Origin of the sequence: Saccharopolyspora antiqui (assembly GCF_052246905.1) — a bacterium.
Lineage (GTDB): Bacteria > Actinomycetota > Actinomycetes > Mycobacteriales > Pseudonocardiaceae > Saccharopolyspora.
In genome coordinates, this window is sequence record NZ_JBQQBO010000012.1 from 140,586 (window position 1) to 161,809 (window position 21,224).

A 21,224-nucleotide genomic window follows, 5' to 3' on the forward strand; every position below is an offset into this window, starting at 1 on the left:
GTAAAAGGTGCCCTTCATCTTTGGTTTTGTCTCTGGGGTTCAGGGGTTTTTGAGGGCCGCTACTGAGCCGATGACGATTACTGCTGGGGGTTTGATGTTGTTGGTGTGGATGTCTTCGGCGACGGTGGCGAGAGTGGTGCGCAGGGTGCGTTGGCCGCTGGTGGTGCCTTCCTGGATCACCGCCGCCGGGGTGTCCGCCGGGCGTCCGTTCTTGATCAGGACTTCGGCGAAGGCTTCGATGCGCTGCACGGCCATCAGCAGCACCAGGGTGCCGCGCAGCCGGGCCAGCGCCGCCCAGTCCACCAAGGACCGTTCGTCGTCGGGCGCGACATGCCCGGAGACGACGACCACCTCGTGCGCCACGCCGCGATGCGTCACCGGCACGTCAGCCACCGCCGGGGCGGCGAACGCGCTGGTCACCCCGGGTACAACGGTGACGGGTACCCCCGCATCCGCGCAGGCCAGCAGTTCTTCGAAACCCCGGCCGAACACGTACGGATCACCGCCCTTGAGCCGGGCCACGAACTTGCCCGCCCGCACGTTGTCGATCAGCGTGCGGTTGATGACCTCCTGGTTGGCCGCCCGCCCGTAGGGGATCTTGGAGGCGTCCACGACCTCGACGTGCGGCCCCAACTCCTCCAGCAACTCGCGGGGCGCCAGGTGATCGGTGATCACCATGTCCGCCTTGGCCAGCAGACGGCGCCCGCGCACCGTGATCAGATCCGGCGCACCGGGCCCGCCACCGATCAACGCCACCCCCGGCGCCGGTGGCTCCGCGTGCTCGTCGACCACACCGGACTGCAACGCCTCCAGCAGCGCGTCCCGGACCGCGGCGCTGCGGCGCGGCTTGCCGCCCGCGAGCACTCCGAGCAGCAGTCCGTCGTGCTCGGCCACCGCGGGCGTCACCGCGCTGCCCTCGATCGCGTGGTTGGATCGCACGCAGAACACCCGGCGCCGCAGCGCTTCCGCTCCGACCGCGGCGTTCACCGCAGCGTCCGAGGTGGCCGCTATCGCGTACCAGGCTCCGTCCAGGTCGCCGTCGCGGTACCCGCGTCGGCTCCAGGCGATCTCCCCGGTGTCGGCCAGCGCCTCCACGGCGGGGGTCGCCGCCGGTGCGATGACCTCCACCGCCGCGCCAGCGCTGATCAACCGCGGTAGCCGCCGCTGCGCGACGGTGCCCGCGCCGACCACGACGACCCGGCGCCCGGTGAGGTCAAGTCCGGCGAGGTAGTGCTTATCGGATTGAGTGGCCATGTGCGTGTCCGTGTCCGTGTCCGGTCGGATCGTCGGGGTGGTGGTGCGGTGTCTGCGGTGCGCCCAGTTTGTCCTCGAAACCCGGCAGCAGCACCCGGTACGCGCAGGTGTCGCAGTTCATCCGGATGTCGCCGTGCAGGGCCTCGTGGTAGCGCTCCACGACGAGGTCGACCAGGGCATCGCAGTCTCCCAAGTATCCGGCGACGCGGACGTCGATGTCCGGTGCGGAGCTCGCGTACTCGCGGGCCTGGGCGACCACGCGCTGCGGCAGCACGCCGTCGAACAGGAAGTACGGGGCGACCACGATCCGCTTCGCCCCGAGTTTGCGAGCACGTTCCAGCCCGCCGGAAACCTCCGGCGGTGCCAGGGAGATGAATGCGGTCTCCACCGTGTCGAAACCGCAGGTCTCCTGCAAGAGCCGTGAGACCTTGCACACTTCGGCGTTGGCGTCCGGGTCGGTGGAGCCGCGGCCGACGAGCACCACCGCGGTGTCGGCCCAGTCGGCGCGCGGCACCACGGCCTCGATCCGCTCGGCCAACAGGTCCAGCAGGATCGGGTGCGGCCCCAGCGGTCGGCCGAACACGAACGACGTGCCGGGGTGGCGGCGCACTTCCCGTTCCAGCGCCGCCGGGATGTCGCCCTTGCCGTGCCCGGCGGCGACCAGCACCAGCGGCACGGCGGCCATCCGGCGGTGCCCGTGCGCGGCGAGTTCGCCCCACGCTTCGGTGACCGCGGGCGCGGACAGTTCGATGAACCCACCGGCTGTGTGGACATCGGCGGCCGCCATCCGGGTGCGCAGGCGGTCGAGGAACGCGTGGAATTCCGCCACCCCGTTCTCGTCCACCGTGCCGTGGCCCACGACCAGCAGCGGTTCGGTCACCGGTTTCCTCCAGCTTCTGCCCAGTAGAGCAGGGCGTTGATCGCGGCGGCGGCGATGGCGGCGCCGCCACGTTCGGTCAGGGTGCTCACCGCCGGTAGGCCGCTGCGGCGCAGCACGGCCTTGGCGTCGACGGCGCCGACGAAGCCGACCGGGACGCCGACGACCAGCGCCGGGTTCAGCCGACCGGCCTCGGCGAGGCGGATCAGCTCGACCAGCGCGGTCGGGGCGTTGCCGATCGCCCACACCGCACCGTCGGGGTGTTCTTCGGCCGCCATCCGGATGCCCGCCGCCGAGCGGGTCAGGCCGGTTTTCGCGGCGAGTTCGGCGACGCCGCCGCGATCCAGGCCGATCTCCGCGGGCCGCGCGGTGATACCGGCCGCGACCATGCGCACATCGGTGATCAGCGGCGCCTCGTCGAGCAGGGCCGCGCGGCCGGTCCGCAGCGCGGTTTCGTCGGCGACTATCTCGCCCGTCCAGCTCGGGTCGGCGGTGGTGTGCACGACGCGCTCGACGACCGCCCTGGTCAGCGGCGGGAAGCGAGCGAAATCGGCCCTGGACCGCATGATCCGGTAGGACTCGGTCTCGATCGGGTGCACTTCGCGCCTGGTGCTCATGCGGGTACCATCTTCGGCGCGAAAACCCCCGGCAGCCCGCGGTGTTGCGAAACCGTCGTTCATCTGACTTCCGGGTCCTTCCGAGCGGTGAGCTTCCACCACAGCGCCGCGCCGCCCCAGACCACCAGGAACAGCCCCAGGGTCAGGTATCCGAGCAACTCGAACTGCTCGCCCCACACCGCGATCCCGTCCAGGACCGACACTCCGCGCTCCGCCAGCAGTCCACAGAGGACAATGAAGGCGACCACGACGGCGAGGCCGACGGTCAGCGCGGTGGTCGTCACGTTCACCCACAGCCGCCGCAGCGGTTGCGCCAGCGACCAGGTGTAGGCGCGGGACATCAGCATGCCGTCCACACTGTCCACTGTGCACATTCCGGCGGCGAACAGCAGCGGCAGGCTCAACACCGCGACCGCGGAGAGCTGCTCGGTCGGCGACACCATGGCCAGCACGGTGATCTCGGTGGCCGTCTGCATGCCGAGCCCGAACAGCAGCCCGATCCCGAACAGGTGCCAGGAGCGGCCGATGCTGCGCATCCGCCCGCGCAGCAGCCGGGCGAGCAGCCCGCGTCGACCGAGGACGAGTTCGACCTCGGCTTCCGCTACCGCGCCACGACGAGCACGGCGCAGCAACCGCACGGCATCGCGCAGCACCAACGCGTTGAGCATGGCCAGCGTGCCGAGCACGGCGATCACGATCAGATCCACGACCGTCGACACCCGCACTCCGGCGCTCTCGGCCCATTGCTGCGCGGCGGGCCCGGCGACGAAGGCCACCGCGATCGCGAGGAACAGCACGACGCTGGCGTGACCGAGCGCGAACCACAGGCCCGTCGACACCGGGCGTCGACCGCGCTGCATCAGCAGCCGGGTCGCATCGTCGATCACCGCGACGTGATCGGCGTCGAATCCGTGGCGCAGGCCGAGCAGGTACGCCGTCGTGCCCGCGGCGGCCAACCCACCGACCGCGCTGAACTCGTGCTGCTGCAACAGGTAAGCGCTCCAACCCGCCAGGTGCAGCAATCCGACCGCGGCCAGCACGACCGCTGCTTTCCGGCGCTCCGCAGCGCCCCAACCGGCCCGCAGCCGGTCCGTTTCGGCATCCCAAGACATGGGATCTCCGACCTCCTGGGTTTCCCGCCCGAGGGGCTCGGTGTCCGCACGCCGCGGCGCGGCGCGGGGCCGACGCGCAGTGTCCTGACTCCCGGATCGACGTGGGGTCCCCGGCCTTCCAGCTGCTGGCAGCCGTGGCAACGGGTGGGGTCCACTCCCCGGTCACAGTGGCGGGACCGTCCCGGATTCGCACCGGGTTCCTGCACTGTCGGCGGCCGTATCCTTCCCTGCCCCACAACCAATGGTCAAACCCAGTGAGCCCGATCACCAACTCCCACCGCCGCGCAACAACAATCAGGCGAGGTGAAGGGCACCTTCGACCGACTATGCCGGTCAAAGGTGCCCTTCACTCATCACCCGATTGGCGCTGGTTGTGTTGATCGTGCTGGTCGGATGGGTAGGCCGGTGGTTGCTCGGATGGGTGAATAGGGCTCTTTCGTCGGCCCTGTCCGCCAGCGCATGCTTGGGCTACGGCGACCTGAAGGGCCTGCAGGCATGCGGGCCGACGGGTACAGGAGGCGACCAATGAACGAGACCCACACGATCACGTTGAACCTGCAGGTCGTGGAGGCTGGCGCGAAAACCACCGCCGACGTCGGCTTCACCACTCCGGGCGGTCAGGCGCTGCACGGCCACGGCACCGCGCGACGCCACCCGGACGACCCGGAGGTACCTCAGATCGGCGACGAGATCGCGATCGCCCGCGCCCTCTTCGAACTGGCGCACAAGCTGCTCGACAACGCGGCGCAAGACATCGGCGAACGCCTGCACCGCCGCGTCCACCTACCCGCCTGACAACCTCGTGAGCGCGCGGCTCGGCTCCGACCAGGTTGCGCGCTCACGACTGCGCGGCGAGCACTTCGCGGACCGTTTTCGCGGCCAGGTCGGCGAGATCGGCGGGCAATCCCGGGCGGATCCGGACGCGTAGCGGGGCGGGATCGAGTTGTGGCAGGTCGTCGCGGGTCACGAGACCTTCCAGGCGCGGCTTCGCCGACGGCAGCAGCGTCACCCCGAGCCCGGATCGCGCGGCCGCCAGCACACCGGCCAGGTCCGCCGCCTCGCACACCAGGTCGGGCTGCCGTCCCAGCTCGGTCACCGCGTCGACCGCGAGTCGCCGCATGATGCAGGGCTCGTCGAAGACGACCATCGGCAGCGGTTCGTCGGGTTCCGGCGGAACCCAGTCGGGTGCGGCGTACCAGTCCAGCCGGAGGTGACCGGCGTCCCGGTTGCGCCCACCGGTGGACCGGTCGATCAGCAGCGCGATGTCGATGCTGGCCCGGTCGACCGCATCCGCCAGCCGGGCGGTGCGGTCCAGCCGAAACCGCACTTCGCGCGAGGGAAGGGCGGCTCGCAGCCGGGTCACGAGTTCGGGCAGGAACCGGTCCGCGGCATGCTCGGTCGAGCCGAAGACGAGCGTGCGCCGCTCCTCCGCGCCGAGTCGGCGCAGCGCCTCGTCGTGCGCGTCGAGAACGCGCCGCGCCTCGGCCAGCAGGAGCTCTCCGTCGGGGGTGAACCTGGCCTGCCGACCGTCGCGGACGACCAACTTCCGGTCGAGCATCCGCTCCAGTTTGCGCAGGTGCTGGCTGACCGCGGACTGGGTCAGGCACAGCGCCGCGGCGGCCCGGTGGAACCCACCGCAGTCGGCCACCGCGACCAGGCTCCGCAGCGCGACGACGTCCAGCACAGCGCTCATGCCGCCAGCATAGACCGATCAGGATTCGAAATCGATCGCGATTACTTATCGTCGTTGGACGCAGCTGGTGGTGGGCGACGAGTCTGGGCGCATGAAAAGCGCGCGTTCGATCCCGCTGTCCCTGGCAGCGCCGATCGTGTTCATCTGGGCGAGCGGATTCCCCACCGGGGCACTGGGTGTCGCCGCCGCACCGCCGTTCCTGCTGACCACGGTCCGACTGACGCTCGCGGCACTGGTGCTCGCGGTGATCGCGCTGTGCTCGCGCGCCAACTGGCCGAACGGCAAGCTGCTCGGCCACACCGCGATCGCCGGGATCCTCACCTACGGAATGCAGTTCGGCGGCTGCTACGGCGGGCTGAGCGCCGGAGTACCGGCGTCGGTGACCGCGCTGGTGATCGCGATGAACCCGGTGCTCACCGCAGCACTCGCCGCCTGTCTGCTGCGGGAGCGGCTCAGCCGGATCCGCCTGGTGGGACTCGGCCTCGGCGTGCTGGCCGTGGTCGTCACGCTGGGCGACCAAGTGCTCGCCGAGGGAACTCTGAATCCGGGGATTTTCCTCACCATGCTGGGACTTCTGGGATTTTCCGCGGGTGGGCTCTACCAGCAGCGGTGCTGCGCGGGGGTCGATGTCCGAACCGGTGGCGCGGTGCAGTCGGCGGCCGCGGCGCTGGCCGTCGGTGTGGCGGCGCTGCTCGAACACGGGCACGTCACGCACTGGGCGCAGGCCACGGCGGTGCTGTTGTGGCTGGTCCTGGCGGGATCGGTGGTCGGGACCGCGTGCTACCTGCGGGCGGTCGCCGTCGGCGGCGCGAGCCGGGCGAGCGCGCTGTTCAGCGCCGTGCCGCCAGTTTCCGCGCTGCTGGCCTGGCCCCTACTCGGCGAGATCCCGTCGATCGGCGCCGTGCTCGGCATCGCGCTCGGCGCCGTGGCGTGCGTGCTCGGCACCCGGCGGGAACCGGTGCGCGAAGCCGAACGCGAACAAGTCGCGGGCGGCTGAACCACAGCTGTGCGAGCTACCTGGCCGGGGCCGAGTTCCTGCCTTGGTGCGGTCTGGACTGCGGTGGGTGGCGTCCGCCGCCCAAAGCTCACTGCTCCAGGCAAGCCAGCACGGCCAGCACTCGCCGGTTGGTGTCATCGGAGGTCGCCAGGCCGAGCTTGCCGAAGATGCTCGCGATGTGCTTGCTCACCGCGCCTTCGCTGACGCTGCTGCGCGATGGCGGCGTTCGAACGGCCTTCGGCCATCAGCGCCAGGACGTCGTGCTCCTGCTCGGTAAGCCGCTGCGACCAAGCGCATTCCCGTAGCTGCGGCGCGTTCCTAGCGTCATCGCCACCAGTAAATATCCACTGTGGACAATCTGGGGGCAACGAGTCGGCGCGGAGCTGCTGAAGTTGGCCCGCCATCCGCTGAGCCGCCGCCGCGGGCGGCTGGCCAGTGCCGGTGCACGTGTTCGTGCTGATCGGGTACGACCTGCCGGGCGGTCAGCCCACCGCTTCCTGGATCTGTTTCCAGGCCGCCAGCACGTGGCGGCGCTCGGTCTGCGGCGAACCGACCGCGAGCCGCAGCAGCGTCCTCCCGGCCACCTTGGTGTGGGTCAGATACAGCTCACCGGACTCGTTGAGGGCCTCCATCAGCCGATACGTCCGGTCGTTGGCGTCCTCGGTGGCCAGTTCGGGGAACAGCGGCCGGAAGCACACCAACCCCAGCGGATGCGGTTGCAGGAGCTCGAAGCGCGGGTCGTCGCGAACCCAGGCGGCGAACTCCTGCGCGAGTCCGACGGAGGTTCGGATGTGCTCGCGCAGCCCGGCCGCGCCGTACCAGCGCAGCACCGACCACAGCTTCAGCGCCCGGAACCGGCGGCCCAGCGGCACCTGCCAGTCCCGGTAGTCGATCACCTCGCCGGATGCGGTAGCCGGGTTGCGCAGGTACTCGGGCAGGATCGACAGCGCGTCGATCATGGGCCGCCGGTCGGCCATCCACAGCACGCTGCAGTCGAAGTTGGTCAGCAGCCACTTGTGCGCATTGGTGCAGTAGGAGTCGGCGAATTCGGCCACGCCGTCGTTGATCCAGCGCAGCTCGGGGCAAACCGCCGCAACACCCGCGTAGGCCGCGTCCACGTGCAACCAGACCCCGTGCCTGCGGCACACCTCGCCGACCGCGCGGACCGGATCGATCGCGGTCGTCGAGGTGGTGCCGATGGTCGCGCACACCATGGTGGGCACCGCGCCCGCCGCGAGATCCTCCGCGATCAGGACGTCGAGGTGCTCCGGGTTCATGCCGAGCGTGTCGCGGTCGACGTCGACGATCCGAACGTTGTCCGCGCCGACGCCCACCATCCGGGCCGCCCGCTCCAGGGACGAGTGGGTGTGCTCGGAGACGTACAGGGTGTGGCGGCGGGTGATGCCCCGGCTGGCGACCTGCCCGTCACCGACCCGCTGCAGCGCCGCGAGGCAGGCGACCAGCGCGGCGCTGGAAGCCGAATCCTGGATCACCCCGCCGCCGACGGCATCGGTGCGGAAGTGCTCGGGCAGGCCCAGCAGCTCGGCCAGCCAGTCCACCACGACGGTCTCCAACTCGGTGCAGGCCGGGCTGGTCGCCCACACCATGCCCTGCACGCCGAGACCGCTGGAGAGCAGGTCGCCGAGGATCGCCGGGCCGCTGGCGTTGGCCGGGAAGTAGGCGAAGAAGTTCGGGTGCTGCCAGTGCGTCACGCCTGGTACCAGCAACGCATCGAGGTCGCTGAGCACCTGCTCGAACGGCTCCCCCTGCTCGGGCGGATGCGCTGGGAGCTGCGCCCGGACCTCGCCCGGCCGCACCTGGGACCGCACGGGATGGGATTCGATACCGGCGTAGTAGTCGGCGATCCAGTCGACGACCTGCTTGCCGAACTGCCGGAACTCCTCCGGCGACATGTGCCCGCTCATCGCCTCCAGCTTCGCACGCCTCCACCACCCGAAGCCACGTCCGAGCCAACGGTCGCGAGTCGATGCGCAACCACAGCGGCACCGGAGGGTGACGGGTCACTCGAATGACGACAACAGGTCGATGGCGTCGGTGGGGCAGATCTCGATGCATTCGGCGCAGGCCGTGCATCTGTCGGCCAGCACCGTCGGGCGGCCCGGGGCGGGGCGCAGGGCGTGTTCCGGGCAGGTCAGCAGGCAGGCGCCGCAGGCCGTGCAGGCCGCCGAGATCACCAGCGGGTCAGCGGGCATCCGTGGCCATCCACCGGTAGCCGCGCGGCGTCACCATTCGCTGACCGACCACAGCGGACTGCGACGATCCGACGAGCACGGTGGTGAACATGTCCACCTCGGTCGGGTCGAATTCGCCGATCGCGGCGCACCACACCCGCTGCCCGGCGCGGCTGGCCTGGTGCACCGCGCCGACCGGGGTGGTCGCCGGGCGGTGCTCGGCCAGGATCTCCAGCGCGCGGCCGAGCTGCCAGTGCCGCTGCGCCGAACGCGGGTTGTAGAAGCACACCACCAGATCACCCTCGGCGGCGGCCCGGATGCGGCGCTCGATGACCTCCCACGGCGTGTGCAGGTCGGACAGGCTGATCAGCGCGTGGTCGTGCCCGAGCGGCGCGCCCAGCAGCGCGGACGCCGCCAGCGCCGCGGTCACGCCGGGCACCCCGACGACCTCGATGTCGACATCGGCCTGCTCCAGCGCTGGACTGGCCATCGCGTACACCCCGGCGTCGCCGGAGCCGATCAGCGCAACCGCGCGGCCCTCGCGGGCCAGTGCCACCGCCTCGGCGGCGCGGGCCTCCTCGGCGCCGAGCCCGCTGGCGCGCACTTCGGTGCCGGGTCGCAGCAGGTGCCGGACCTGGTCGAGGTACTGGTCCAGGCCGACCACGACGGAGGCGCGGCGCAGTTCGGCGTCGGCGCGCGGCACGCGCAGGTCGGGTGCGCCCGGGCCGATGCCGACGATCGCCAGCCGACCGCGAGGCCGGATGCGCGCGGCGGCGACGGTCACGTTGTCGCCCTTGATCTTGGTCACGACCAGCTCGACGGGTGCCCCGTAGCTGAGCTCGGCGGCCGCGTGCAGCGCGGCGGCTTCCGCGACGCTCGGCGTGCCGACCTCGGCGCGCACCACCTCGCTGGGGTTGGGCACCTCGATACCGGCCAGGGTTCGCGCCGGGTAGGTCAGCAGCGACAGCTCCTCGGCACCACCGGAATGCCAGAAGCCCAGGTCCTGCACGGCCTCCAGGATGCCTTCCTCGTCGGCCTTGAGGTCGATGCTGGCGACCGCGCGGATCGCCCGCGGATCCAGGCCGTGCTCGCTGTCCAGCCGGGCGATCGTCTCGGCCACCGAGGTGCGCGAAACGCCGCGCGCGGATCCGACGCCCACCACCAGGGTGCGCGGGATGAGCCGCAGCGTCCGCTCCTCGTCCTGCGTCGGCCGCCGATCGTCGATCACGATCGTCCACAGTGGCGCCTCGGCGTCGGGGGTGACGTTGGCCGGTAGGGCAGGTAGCGGGAAGCCGTGCGGGTTGACCAGGCGCACCGGCAGCCCGTCGAGGATCGCGACGCCGCAGGCCGCCAGATCACCGTCCACAGTGGCGTCGAGTTGGGCGGCCAGTTCGTCCAGCGGGGTGGTGCCGGTGCTGTCGGTGGCGGTGGTGACCACCGGGACGCAGCCGAGCACGTCGGCGACCTGCTCGGTGAGCGCGTTCGCGCCGCCGGCGTGGCCACCGGTCAGGGCGATCGCGAAGCGGCGCGCCTCGTCGACGCAGACCACCGCGGGGTCGGTGTGCTTGTCCCGCAGCAGCGGCGCGACCAGGCGCACCGTGGCGCCGCTGGCCAGGAAGAACACCGCGGCATCCAGGTGGTCCCACAGGCGGTGCAAGGCCGACGAGATCGGACCGTCGGCGACCACCGCGTCCGGCCCCAGGCGTCCGGCCAGCTCGGCAGCGGCCCGCCGCCCCGCCGCGGTCACCGCGAACAGACCGATCACTGCAACTCCCCTACCTCGTCAATTCTTCTCGCGCAGGCCGCCGCACTCCGGCGAACTCAGGCGTCCAGCCAGTCCCCCAGCAGAACAGCCACCACCCTACGACCCGCCGGCCCCAGCCAATCCACCCACGCACGCACCGTGTTCTAGCGAGGTGAAGGGCACCTTTTACCAAGTAAGTTGGCGAAAGGTGCCCTTCACCTCGCACCCGAACGAGGCGCTACCCGCAAGTCGCCTCGCGGCGCGGGGGTCATCGCGGTTTGCGGTAGCCGGAGATCAGGACCACCGGGTTCGCGGCCTCCAGCCGCGCCGCGCCGTCGGGCAGTTCGGCCAGCCGGGCCGCCGACAGCTGCACGCCGTCGACCTCGTAGTCCGCCGCGCGCAGCGCATCACGGGTGGGCCCGACCCTGTCCAGCGCGGCCAGCGCCACCACGATGCGGGACGCTCCCGCGTGCGCGCACGCGGTGACGACCTCGGTCCCGCCGCCCCCGACGAAGATCGCGTCCGGTCGGGGCAGGTCGCGCAGCGCCTGCGGCGCGGCCCCCTCCTCGATCCGCACGTCCACGCCGTGGCTGGCCGCGTTGGTGATCAGCCGCACCACCTGCGCCGCGTCGGACTCCACCGCGATCGTCGCCGCGCCCAGCCGGGCGCATTCCACCGCGACCGAACCGGAGCCCGCACCGACGTCCCAGACCAGCGTGCCCGGTCGGGGCGCGAGCTTGGCCAGTGCCACCGCCCGCACCTCGGCCTTGGTGATCATGCCGTCGCGGTGCGAGAACTCGTCCTCGGAAAGCGCCCAACCACTGGCCGGGGGCACCGGCTCGCCACCGGCGATCCAGCCCCGGTGCGGCACGTCGTCGAGTTCGGCCAGGCAGAGCACGATGTTCGGCTCGTGCCAGCTGCGCTTCGCCGCCTCGGCCGGTTCGAGGGTGACCACCGACTCGTTGGGTCCACCGAGGTCTTCGGCGACGACCATGGTGCGCCGCCAACCGTCCAGTCCGGAGCCGATCTGGGCCGGGCCCGCCTTCGGCGCGGTCAGCACCGCAACGGCCGGTCGCGCCCGGCAGACGTTGATCGCCTGGGTGAGGTCGCGACCGTGCGCACTGACCACCACGACGTCGTCCCAGGAGCGGCCGACGCGCGCCATCAGCTGCTGCACGCTGGAGGTCGACGGCAGCACCGTGCACCGGATGCCGCGTTCGCGCAGCGCGCGCACCGCGCCGAAGAAGCCGGGATCACCGGAGGCCAGCACCACGCCGGACTCCTCGCCGGACAGCGCGGCCAGCGCGTTGAGCGCCGGTTCCAGCGGCCCCAGTTCGAGCTTGCGCGCGTGTTCCGGCGCGTGCGCTTCGAGGTGCCGCTTCCCGCCCACCACCAGTCGCGCCGCCTCCAGCACCTCGGCGCTGCCCTTCGGGAGGTCGCCACCATCGACCCCGATCACCGTGACTGCCACTTCACCCACCTCGCCTCGGTGGCCGCCACCACGTGTTCGCCGTCGAAGTCCACCATCGCGACCCGAACACGCAGCCGACGGCCGCATTCCTCGCTGAACCGCTCCAATACTGCTGCCACCTGCTCGCACAGCCGGTGCGCACACGCCGTGAGCAGCCCACTGCGCTGCCAGAGTTCATATGCTCGACGGGCGGTGGCGGCCTGCTCGATCTCGACGACCTGCGCCGGGTGCCCACCGAACTCGGCGGTCAGCCGGGCGAGCAGCGCGGTGTCCACTTTGGATCTCGTGTAGTGCGTCATCACGACGCCGGAGGCGAGTTTGGTCAGCTTCCCGATCATGCCGACGAACACGACCTCGTCCAGCCCCTGGTCGACGGCGCGCCGCAGCGCCGCGCCGGTGAAGTCGCCGACCTCGATGAACGCCACTTCGGGTTCGTCCGGGAGCAGCCGCATCGCGGCCTTCTCGGTGCGCCCCCCGGTGGACAGCACCGCGATCCGGCCACCCTGCGCGGCGAGCACCGACACCGCCTGCTCGACGCTGGAGCGCCACGACGCGGTGGAGAACGGCCGCACGATACCGGTGGTGCCGAGGATCGAGATGCCGCCGAAGATGCCCAGCCGCCGGTTGGTGGTCTTGTAGGCCATCTTCTCCCCGCCGGGCACGGTGATCGTGACGTCCGCGCCGCGTTCGCCGAGCGCCTCGCGAACCGCGTTGGTGATCATCTCGCGGGGCACCGGGTTGATCGCCGGTCCACCCACCTCCAGGCCGAGGCCGGGCTTGGTCACGACGCCCACGCCCTCGCCGCCGCGCAGCACGACCTCGCCGTCGTCCCGGGGCGTGACCGCGACGGTCAGCCGCGCGCCGTGCGTGACGTCGGGGTCGTCGCCCGCGTCCTTGACGACGACGGCCGTCGCGGGTTCGAGCCGCCCGGAGTCCACCTGGAAGCGGCGGTACCGGCCATCCGGGAACGGAATGTCCACTGTGGCCGGGAGCAAATCGGTGACCAGCAGTTCAGCGGCCGCCTTGGCCGCTGCGGCCGAGCATGCGCCGGTGGTGAACCCGGTGCGCAGCGCTTTGGGCCGGACCTTCGCGGTGCGCGGCAGGTCCGGCTCCCGCAACGGCGGCTGCGCCTCGTTACTCGCCCTGCTCATCCGGCTTCGCTGCGGGCTTGCGCCGCGCGGTCGGCTTGCCCTTCGCCGAGGTCGTCCGCTTCGCCGCGGTCGACTTGGCCGTCGACGCACCCTTGCCCCGCTTCGCCGGAGCCGCCTTCGCGGTCGCCCGGGAGGTCGTGGTGCGCGCCGCCGAAGTCCGCCGCGACGCCACGCCGTCCGGCGCTACCTCAGGGCGGGGGTCCCGTTCATCCGCATCATCCGACCGGGCGTCCCGCTCGCCCGGAACCACAACCGCGACACCGTCCGGGTGAGCGGCACTTCCGCCCGCTTCATCCGGGCGAGGGTCCCGCTCATCCGGAACCGGCACCGCGACGACGCTGGGACGAGGGGGGCTTTCGGCCGGTTCGTCCGGGTGGGAGTCCCGTTCAGCTGGGACTGCTACCGCATCGGTGGTGAAGAGTTGGGATTGGGCCTCGTTGACCCGGCGGACCGGGATGGAGCGGTTGGCCGTGGTTCGCGACGCTGCTCGCGCGCTCTCCTGCCAGTCGCGCACCGCCCACCAGGCGACGTCGGAGTCACGCACCCGAGGACCTTCACCCGAGTCGTCGGAGCGGTTCGGGGCACTGGAGCGGGTCGGGGCGCTGGGGCGGCGCGGGGCGCTGGGGCGCTCGGCCCGCAGCGCGCGGCGCGCGGCCGGGTCGGCGCGGCGGTAGGTGTGGAAGTGCCCGGCGTGGTACAGGTGCGAGCGGGTGCCGGTGCTGCTGAGCCCCTTGCCGACGATGAACAGCGTGTGCCGCCACAGCTTGTGCTGCTTGACGGTCTTCTCCAGCTCGGCGAGCGTGGTGCGCAGCAGCAGCTCGTCGGGCCAGGTGACCTTGTAGGCCACCAGCACCGGGGTGTCGTCGGGGTAGCCACCGGCCTGCAGCTCCTCGACGAGCTGACCGGTGCGCGCGGCGGAGAGGAACAGCGCCATCGTGGTGCCGTGCTTGGCGAACTCGCGCACCTTCTCGCCTTCGGGCATCGGCGTCTTGCCGCCCTCCAGCCGGGTCAGCACCAGCGACTGGGCGACCTCCGGCACGGTGAGCTCCCGCCCGACGGCGGCCGCGGCCGCGGAGAACGCCGGAACTCCGGGCACGATCTCGACTTCCAGGTTCATCCGCGCGCACGCGTCGTACTGCTCCTGGACCGCACCCCACAGCGACGGGTCGCCGGAGTGCACCCGAGCGACGTTGAGCTTGTCCCGCTCGGCGCGCCGGTAGATCTCCAGCGCCTGTTCGTGCGTCAGCCGGGAGGAGTCGACGAGTTCGGCGTCGCTGCGCGCGTGTTCCTGGATGCATTCCGGGGCGACCAGACTCGCGGCCCACACCACGATGTCGGCGTCGGCGATGCGTCGGGCGCCGCGGACCGTGATCAGGTCGGCCGCGCCGGGTCCGGCACCGATGAACGAGATCCGGCCAGTCACCATTGTTCTCCTCTTCCGCCTCGGGGTGGAAGCACTACCACAGTGGACAGATAAGGCGCATCGTCCACTTCGGACACATCGGACAGTGGTAGCACGCGCGCGTCCGGTGTACCCAGGTGCTCGGCGTAGACCGAACGCTCCAAGGCTCCGCTTTCGGCGATCGCGGCGCGCAGCTCACCGAGCCGCCGCCCGCCTTTGTAGGCAACGACCGTACCGCGTGACCGCAACGCCTCCCGCAGCGCCGTCACGTCCCGCATCACCGGTATCACGGTAAGTGATTCCGCACCCTCGACCAGCGCTATCCCGGCCTGCGCGGCGGTCGCCTGCATCGCGGTTATCCCCGGTACGGTGGCCAGTTCGACGTCGGGCAACAACTCGACAACAGTTGCCGCGAGGTAGCTGAATGTCGAATACACCGCGGGATCTCCGAGCGTGGCGAAGACCACGCTGCCGCCGTGCTCCCGCAACCGGTTGACGACGACTTCGGCGGCGTCGTCCCAGTGCCTGCGCCGCCGGTCCTGCGGTCCGTCGACCGGATCGGCCAACGCGAACACCAGTCGCCGCACGCGTTCGTCGTCCCCGAGGTGGGCCCGGACAACGGCTTCCGCGCGGCCCTGTTCATCGGCTGAGAGCACCGGGACGAACACCGTGCCCGCCGACCGGATTTCGCGCAGTGCGGCCAAGGTCAGCATTTCCGGATCGCCGGGGCCGACCCCGACGCCGACGAGTCTCATCGCGCGCACCTCGCCACGAACCGTTCGACCGCGCCGGGCTGACCGGCCGGGTGGGTGTGCAGGTAGGAGGCGTGCACCCCGCCTGCGACATGTCCCTCACCGCCGCCGGCGCCCCGCCAGTGCCACGCGGGCCGCGGCCCGTGCGCGGGTTCCAGGACGGTGCGGTGGAACTCGTGTCCGCTCACGCGTGCTCCTTCGGCGAACAGCGCGGAATCGGCGGCGGCCACCGCGTCGCGGTAGCCGAGCACCAGCCGCGGCGACATCCGCGCCCGCGCCCCCAGCACTCCGCACAACGGGTGGCCGTCCAGTTCCTCGGCCAGGTACAGCAGTCCACCGCACTCCGCGTGGATCGGCGCTCCGCTGTCGGCCAGCGCCGCGATTTCCTTGCGCAGCGCGGTGTTCGCCGACAACTCGGCGACGTGCTGTTCGGGGAAGCCGCCCGGCAGCACCAGACCCGCGGTGCGCTCCGGGAGCCGTTCGTCGCGCAGCGGGTCGAGCACCGCGACCTCGGCACCGGCCGCTTCGAGCAGTTCGACGTGCTCGGCGTAGGCGAAGGTGAACGCGCGCCCGCCCGCCACCGCGACCACCGGGTTCGCCTGCGGCTCGACCTCCGCGCGCGGATCCCAGGCCGGACCGGGCAGCTCCGGAGCCGAACGGGCGAGTGCGGCGACCGCGCCGAGATCGACCGAGCGGGCGACGATCTCGGCCATCCTGTCGACGGCTCGGGTGGCTTCTTCGCCGTGCTCGGCGGCGGTGACCAGGCCGAGGTGCCGCGACGGCACGGCGAGGTCCTCGGTGCGCGGGATCGCGCCGAGCACCGGCAGGCCCGCGTTTTCCGCCGCGTCGCGCAGCACCTGCTCGTGCCGCTGCGAACCGACCCGGTTGAGGATCACGCCGCTGACCCGGATCTCCGGACGGTAGCTGCGAAAGCCGTGCAGCAGGGCGGCGAGGCTGTGGCTCTGCCCGGTGCCGTCGACGACCAGCACCACCGGGGCGTTCAGCAGTTGCGCGAGGTGCGCGGTGGACCCGGCGGCGATCTCGCCACCGGGCCCGATGCGCCCGTCGAACAACCCCATCACGCCTTCCACAATGGACAGATCGGCGCCCGAGGCGCCGTGCCGGAACAGCGCGGCGATGCGTTCTTCCCCCACCAGCACCGGATCGAGGTTGCGGGCCGGGCGACCGGCCGCGATCCGGTGGTAGCCGGGATCGATGTAGTCCGGGCCGACCTTGAACGGCGCGACCGCGCCGCCCCTGCGCCGCAGCGCCGCCAGCAACCCGGTCACCACCGTCGTCTTCCCCTGCCCCGAAGCGGGCGCCGCGACAACCACCCGCGGATACCCGATCGGGTGCTGGGTGAAGGGCACCTTTGACTGACTATGCCGGTCAAAGGTGCCCTTCACCTGGAAATCATCCGTCACCACTCGATGCCCTTTTGGCCTTTTTGGCCGGTGTCCATGGGGTGTTTGATCTTGGTGGTTTCCATCACCAGGTCGGCGGCTTCGATCAGGGTTGGCGGGGCGTGGCGGCCGGTGATCACGATGTGTTGGTGGCCGGGGCGGTTGTGCAGGGTGTCGACGACCTCCGTGACATCGACCCAGCCCCAGTGCAGCGGGTAGGTGAACTCGTCGAGCACGTAGAGGCCGTGGCGCTGGGTGGCGATCCGGCGGGCGATCTCCCGCCAGCCCTCCAGTGCTGCGGCGGCGTGGTCTTCGTCGCTGCCCTTCTTGCGGGCCCACGACCAGCCTTCGCCCATCTTGTGCCATTCGACCGGACCGCCCTCGCCGGTCTCCTCGTGCAACCGCCCCAGGGCGCGCAACGCCGCCTCCTCGCCGACGCGCCACTTGGCGGACTTGACGAACTGGAACACACCGATCGACCAACCCTGGTTCCAGCCGCGCAGCGCGAGCCCGAACGCCGCGGTGGACTTGCCCTTCATCTCACCGGTGTGCACCACGACCAGCGGTCGGTTGCGGCGCTGGCGGGTCGTCAGGCCGTCCTCCGGCACTGTCGAGGGCTGTCCTTGAGGCATGTCCCGACCCTAACCAACGCCTGCGGCGCGAAGCGGCGGCGTCCTTGCGAGCCCAGGACACCGAGGGTGGTCAACTTCACTGCGGCCTGGATCGGTGCGGTCGGCGAACATAGACGGGCGTGCCAATTCCCCTGGAGCCGCCTGATGCCGACCAGACCACCGCTGTTGCTGTCGTTCGCCACGCTGACCTCCAACTTCGACCGCTTCGCCGTCACCCCGATGCTGGTGCTGATCGCGCTCGGCCTGCACGTACCGCTGGCCGCCGCGGTCACCGCGGCCAGCGCCTACTTCCTCGCCTACGGCCTAACCCAGCCGCTTTGGGGGGTGCTGTCGGACCGCTTCGGCCGACTGCCGGTCATGCGCGGCACGCTGCTCGGCGCCGCTGCGGCGGGGCTGGTGTCCGCGCTGGCGCCGAACCTGGCGGTGTTGATCGCGGCCCGCGTGGTCACCGGCGCCTGCATGGGCGCCGTGGTGCCCGCATCGCTGACCTACGTCGGTGACACGGTGCCGCCGCAACACCGGCAGGGGGCGCTTTCGGACCTGATGGCGGCCTCGGCGATGGGCATCGCGCTGGCGACCGCGGTCGGCGGACTGGTGGCCGGTTTCGTGGACTGGCGCGCGGTTTTCGCGGTTCCGGCGATCTGCGCCGCCGGGTGCTCGATCCTGCTGCGCAGGCTGTCGGAGCCGGAACGCGCCCAGGGCGAAGACGCGCGCAGCCACCTGATGGCGGTGCTGCGGAATCGTTGGGCGTTGCTGGTCTTCGGATTGGTCTTCGTCGAGGGCGCGGTGCTGCTGGGCACCATGACCTTCCTCGCCACCGCACTGGTGCACGAGGGCATCGACGTGGCCGTGGCCGGAATTGCGACCGCCACCTACGGCGCCGCGGTGTGGGCGTCGTCCCGGCTGGTCAAAGCCCTCGGGCAGCGGCTGGCGGTCTGGCAGTTGATCGCGATCGGCGGCAGCGCGATGTTCCTCGGCTACCTGGTCGTGGCCGTCGACACCAACATCGTGACCGTTGTGATCACGGCGCTGCTGCTCGGTGGCGGTTGGTCGTTCATGCATTCGTCGTTGCAGACCTGGGTCACCTCGGTGGCGCCGGAGTCGAGGGGCACGGCCGTGGCACTGTTCGCATCGGCGCTGTTCCTCGGTAGCGCGGTCGCCTCGGCCCTCGCCGGTCCCTTCGCCGAAAGCGGCTCGTTCGCGCTGGTGTTCGGCGTCGCCGCAGGTGTGGCGGTTCCGCTGGTGATCGCGGCCACCGTCTGCCGCCGCCGGTACCAACGCCACGCACTGGTCGCCGGTTGATCTTCGACCGGTGATCCGCGCGCCGGTTGGACACCCCGGAGAAAGGCACTGTGGACGAGGCCCGCTGCAACAGGTGCATCGACGCCGGAGGAGGACGACCGCTCGCGTCGCTGGTCGCCCTGTTTCCACTGGGCAGATGCGGGATGCCTGACCGTGGAGAGCTCGCGAAAGAGCCCCCGCACTCAACCGGCCTGGGGGTCGCTGGGAGCGCGGGGGCACTTTGGAAGTCCACCCCTGGGGGTCAGGTGGACGGCAGTCACCGTACCAATCAGTCGGCTGGTTCCGTACGCGCAATGTCCGATCTCGTAACCAAAACGAAATCAAGCGGCGCGACGGTGATCAGCCTGCACAGCGCGGACCACGCCGGCCACGTTGTCCGCTGACAGTTCCGCCAAGCGCAGGCAGGGACCGCCCAGTGCACCGGCCAGTCGGGCCGCCAGGCCGAGCCGGACCGGACCGTCCTCGCAGTCCACCACAACGGACGCCACGTTCGTTTCACCGAGCAGCCCTGCCGCGCGCAGCGCGTCATCCACCGCACGCCGCGCCCGAAGTGCTCCGGTGACTTCGGAATCCACCGCAACGGTGGCCTTTCCGTCGGTCAGCAGCACCACCAGGGCCCGCCGCCGCGGATCCCGCACCCGCTCGCGCCGCACCACTTGGCGCACCCGCAACAACCCGTCGGCCAACGGCGTGCGACCACCGGTGCGCAGCTGCCGCATCCGCGTCACCGCGATGTCCACAGAGGACGTTGGCGGCAGCGCGAGCTCAGCCGAGTCACCTCGGAAGGTGACCACGCCGACCTTGTCACGCCGCTGGTAGGCATCCCGCAGCAGGGACAACACCGCGCCGCTGACCGCCGACATCCGCTCGCGCGCGGCCATCGACCCCGACGCGTCCACCGCGAACAGCACGAGGTTTCCCTCCCGCCCTTCCCGGATGGCGAACCGCAGGTCGTCGCGCCGCAACAGCAGGCCCGCGCCGCTGCGCCCGCGGGCCATCTGCTGCGGAGCCGCCGCGGCCAGGGTGGCCGACAGGTGGATGCCGTTTCCGTCCACAGTGGATGAACGGGTCGTCCGACCGCCGCGCGCCAGGGACCGCGACCGGCGCCCCGGCGCACCCTCGCCCAGCCCCGCCACCTCCAGCAACCGCGCCCGGAACGCGGGCGTCGGCGCGCCCGCCGGGCGTTCCGCGGGCGCCCGGCCGTCGCCGCGCTCCTGGTCCTGCGCGCCACCCGAGCCACCGGAGGGCTCCGGCGGCCCTTCCGGCGGTTCGCCGCCGCCGTCCGGGCCTTCCGGCGGCTCGTCGTCACCGTCGTCGGCGTGCTCCGCAGCCTCGGCCAGCGCCTGTTGCAGCTGGTCTTCGGCCATGCCGGGCTCGTCGAACGGATCGCGGCGGCGCCGATGCGGCAGCGCGAGCCGGGCCGCCGCCTCGACATCCGGTTCGGCGACCGCGTCCGCACCGCGCCAGGCGGCGTGCGCGATGGCGGTGCGCGCCAGCACCAGGTCCGCGCGCATGCCGTCGACGTCGAAGGCCGCGCACAGCGCGGAAATCCGGCGCAGCTCGGCGTCGGGCAGGACCACCGAGTCCACCCGGCCGCTGGCGGCCGAGATCCGCGCCGCCAACTCGGCGTCGGCCTCGGCCCACCGCGCGGCGAACCCGGCCGGATCCGCCTCGAAGGCCAGGCGTCGCCGCACCACCTCGGTCCGGGTCGCGACCTCCCGCGACGCCGCGACCTGCACGGTGAGCCCGAACCGGTCGAGCAACTGCGGCCGCAGCTCGCCCTCCTCCGGATTCATGGTGCCCACCAACAGGAACGACGCCGCGTGCGACACCGAAACACCGTCCCGCTCGACGTGCGCGCGGCCCATCGCCGCCGCGTCCAGCAGCAGGTCCACGAGGTGGTCGTGCAGCAGGTTCACCTCGTCGACGTAGAGCACACCGCGATGCGCGGCGGCGAGCAGGCCCGGCTGGAAGGCGCGGACTCCTTCGGTCAACGCGCGCTCCAGATCCAGCGAGCCGATCAGGCGATCTTCGGTGGCGCCCACCGGGAGCTCGACGAGCTGCGCGGGTCGCTGCGTCGCTGCGCCCTCGTGCGGGCCGTCCGGGCACTGCTGGTCTGGATGCCGCGGAGCGCACCCGAATCGGCAGTCCGCCACCACCTCCAGCGGTGGCAGCAACGCCGCCAGAGCGCGCACCACGGTCGACTTCGCGGTGCCCTTCTCACCCCGCACGAGTACCCCGCCGATGCGCGGGTGCACGGCGTTGAGCAGCAGCGCGAGCCGGAGATCGTCGTGGCCGACGACGGCGGAGAAGGGGAATCCCGGGGTGGTCGTAGCTGGCATGCCTGGAGTTCCTTCCTCGGGGTTCGGACGCCCCGGTGTCGGAGGGCGAGGGGCGGCAGTGTCCTGACTCCCGGATCACCGCTGCCCGCCGGCCTTCCCAGGTCAACCCCGGTGGCTCGCGAGGGAGGGCAGCTCCCCGGTCACAGTGGCGCCGACCGTGCCGGATTCCCACCGGCTTCCTGGCGCACCCCTTGCATTCGGATCAACGTGCATCGTCGCAGAACCCGATCAGCGCACCAACCAGCGCGTGACCAAGAACCCGTCCTGGATCTCGTTGCCGGGA

At 71.5% G+C, this 21,224-nt stretch carries 18 protein-coding genes, 1 pseudogene and 2 riboswitches; of the genes and pseudogenes, 3 read left to right on the top strand and 16 right to left on the bottom strand.

The window, feature by feature from the left end; genetic code table 11:
* Positions 1-39: 39 nt before the first annotated feature.
* The 4 genes from cobA to ACTWQN_RS20200 are packed head-to-tail and all read right to left on the bottom strand — an operon-like array spanning position 40 to position 3,860.
* The gene (gene cobA / locus ACTWQN_RS20185; protein WP_443205061.1) at positions 40-1,254 is read right to left on the bottom strand and encodes a uroporphyrinogen-III C-methyltransferase; all 1,215 of its coding nucleotides are present in this window, start codon (positions 1,252-1,254) and stop codon (positions 40-42) included.
* Complete coding sequence (locus ACTWQN_RS20190) at positions 1,235-2,134, bottom strand: sirohydrochlorin chelatase (protein ID WP_443205062.1); 900 nt, start codon at positions 2,132-2,134, stop codon at positions 1,235-1,237. Before ACTWQN_RS20190 ends, cobA begins: the two co-directional genes overlap by 20 nt.
* A complete protein-coding gene (locus ACTWQN_RS20195) occupies positions 2,131-2,748 on the bottom strand; it encodes a precorrin-8X methylmutase (protein WP_443205063.1) in 618 nt (205 codons plus the stop codon). The genes ACTWQN_RS20190 and ACTWQN_RS20195 overlap by 4 nt, the downstream gene beginning before the upstream one ends.
* A 59-nt stretch (positions 2,749-2,807) precedes the next feature.
* Entirely contained in the window at positions 2,808-3,860 is a 1,053-nt protein-coding gene (locus tag ACTWQN_RS20200) for a HoxN/HupN/NixA family nickel/cobalt transporter (protein ID WP_443205064.1), read from the bottom strand.
* Positions 3,861-3,937: 77 nt separating this feature from the next.
* A riboswitch (cobalamin riboswitch) is annotated at positions 3,938-4,063 on the bottom strand.
* A 322-nt stretch (positions 4,064-4,385) separates the two neighbouring features.
* On the opposite strand from ACTWQN_RS20200, the gene ACTWQN_RS20205 reads away from it, so the two are divergent.
* On the top strand, positions 4,386-4,655 hold the full coding sequence (locus ACTWQN_RS20205; RefSeq protein WP_010306243.1) for a DUF1876 domain-containing protein: 270 nt from the start codon (positions 4,386-4,388) through the stop codon (positions 4,653-4,655).
* A gap of 43 nt (positions 4,656-4,698) precedes the next feature.
* On the opposite strand, the gene ACTWQN_RS20210 is transcribed toward ACTWQN_RS20205, so the two are convergent.
* The gene (locus ACTWQN_RS20210) at positions 4,699-5,553 is read right to left on the bottom strand and encodes a LysR family transcriptional regulator (RefSeq protein WP_443205065.1); all 855 of its coding nucleotides are present in this window, start codon (positions 5,551-5,553) and stop codon (positions 4,699-4,701) included.
* A gap of 91 nt (positions 5,554-5,644) precedes the next feature.
* On the opposite strand from ACTWQN_RS20210, the gene ACTWQN_RS20215 reads away from it, so the two are divergent.
* Entirely contained in the window at positions 5,645-6,550 is a 906-nt protein-coding gene (locus ACTWQN_RS20215) for a DMT family transporter (RefSeq protein WP_443205066.1), read from the top strand.
* Between the two features lie 88 nt (positions 6,551-6,638).
* On the opposite strand, the pseudogene ACTWQN_RS20220 reads toward ACTWQN_RS20215, so the two are convergent.
* The 10 genes and pseudogenes from ACTWQN_RS20220 to cobO form a co-directional block, all read right to left on the bottom strand.
* Positions 6,639-6,828 (bottom strand): annotated as a pseudogene (locus tag ACTWQN_RS20220) (response regulator transcription factor); the annotation flags it as partial.
* Between the two features lie 204 nt (positions 6,829-7,032).
* Positions 7,033-8,463, bottom strand: coding sequence for a pyridoxal-dependent decarboxylase (locus ACTWQN_RS20225; RefSeq protein ID WP_443205153.1), 1,431 nt, complete (start codon positions 8,461-8,463; stop codon positions 7,033-7,035).
* A gap of 108 nt (positions 8,464-8,571) precedes the next feature.
* A complete protein-coding gene (locus ACTWQN_RS20230; protein ID WP_443205067.1) occupies positions 8,572-8,763 on the bottom strand; it encodes a DUF362 domain-containing protein in 192 nt (63 codons plus the stop codon).
* Positions 8,753-10,507, bottom strand: coding sequence for a precorrin-3B C(17)-methyltransferase (cobJ, locus tag ACTWQN_RS20235; RefSeq protein ID WP_443205068.1), 1,755 nt, complete (start codon positions 10,505-10,507; stop codon positions 8,753-8,755). The genes ACTWQN_RS20230 and cobJ overlap by 11 nt, the downstream gene beginning before the upstream one ends.
* 247 nt (positions 10,508-10,754) lie before the next feature.
* Positions 10,755-11,957, bottom strand: a complete 1,203-nt coding sequence (gene cbiE, locus ACTWQN_RS20240; protein ID WP_443205069.1) for a precorrin-6y C5,15-methyltransferase (decarboxylating) subunit CbiE — start codon at positions 11,955-11,957, stop codon at positions 10,755-10,757.
* Entirely contained in the window at positions 11,942-13,108 is a 1,167-nt protein-coding gene (locus ACTWQN_RS20245) for a cobalt-precorrin-5B (C(1))-methyltransferase (RefSeq protein ID WP_443205070.1), read from the bottom strand. Before ACTWQN_RS20245 ends, cbiE begins: the two co-directional genes overlap by 16 nt.
* On the bottom strand, positions 13,092-14,534 hold the full coding sequence (cobM, locus tag ACTWQN_RS20250) for a precorrin-4 C(11)-methyltransferase (RefSeq protein ID WP_443205071.1): 1,443 nt from the start codon (positions 14,532-14,534) through the stop codon (positions 13,092-13,094). Before cobM ends, ACTWQN_RS20245 begins: the two co-directional genes overlap by 17 nt.
* A complete protein-coding gene (gene cobI, locus ACTWQN_RS20255) occupies positions 14,528-15,265 on the bottom strand; it encodes a precorrin-2 C(20)-methyltransferase (RefSeq protein ID WP_443205072.1) in 738 nt (245 codons plus the stop codon). Before cobI ends, cobM begins: the two co-directional genes overlap by 7 nt.
* Entirely contained in the window at positions 15,262-16,632 is a 1,371-nt protein-coding gene (locus tag ACTWQN_RS20260) for a cobyrinic acid a,c-diamide synthase CobB (protein WP_443205073.1), read from the bottom strand. Before ACTWQN_RS20260 ends, cobI begins: the two co-directional genes overlap by 4 nt.
* A gap of 50 nt (positions 16,633-16,682) precedes the next feature.
* Entirely contained in the window at positions 16,683-17,297 is a 615-nt protein-coding gene (gene cobO, locus ACTWQN_RS20265; protein WP_443205074.1) for a cob(I)yrinic acid a,c-diamide adenosyltransferase, read from the bottom strand.
* A gap of 144 nt (positions 17,298-17,441) precedes the next feature.
* Between cobO and ACTWQN_RS20270 the strand changes: the two genes are divergently transcribed.
* Positions 17,442-18,599: an MFS transporter gene (locus ACTWQN_RS20270; RefSeq protein ID WP_443205075.1), complete on the top strand. Its 1,158-nt coding sequence runs from the start codon at positions 17,442-17,444 to the stop codon at positions 18,597-18,599.
* 320 nt (positions 18,600-18,919) lie between these two features.
* Here the strand turns inward: ACTWQN_RS20270 and ACTWQN_RS20275 are convergent, their stop codons facing one another.
* Positions 18,920-20,941 (bottom strand): putative cobaltochelatase, encoded by a 2,022-nt coding sequence (locus ACTWQN_RS20275; protein WP_443205076.1) that lies wholly within the window; start codon positions 20,939-20,941, stop codon positions 18,920-18,922.
* Positions 20,942-20,997: 56 nt separating this feature from the next.
* Positions 20,998-21,123: riboswitch (cobalamin riboswitch) on the bottom strand.
* Positions 21,124-21,224: the final 101 nt, after the last annotated feature.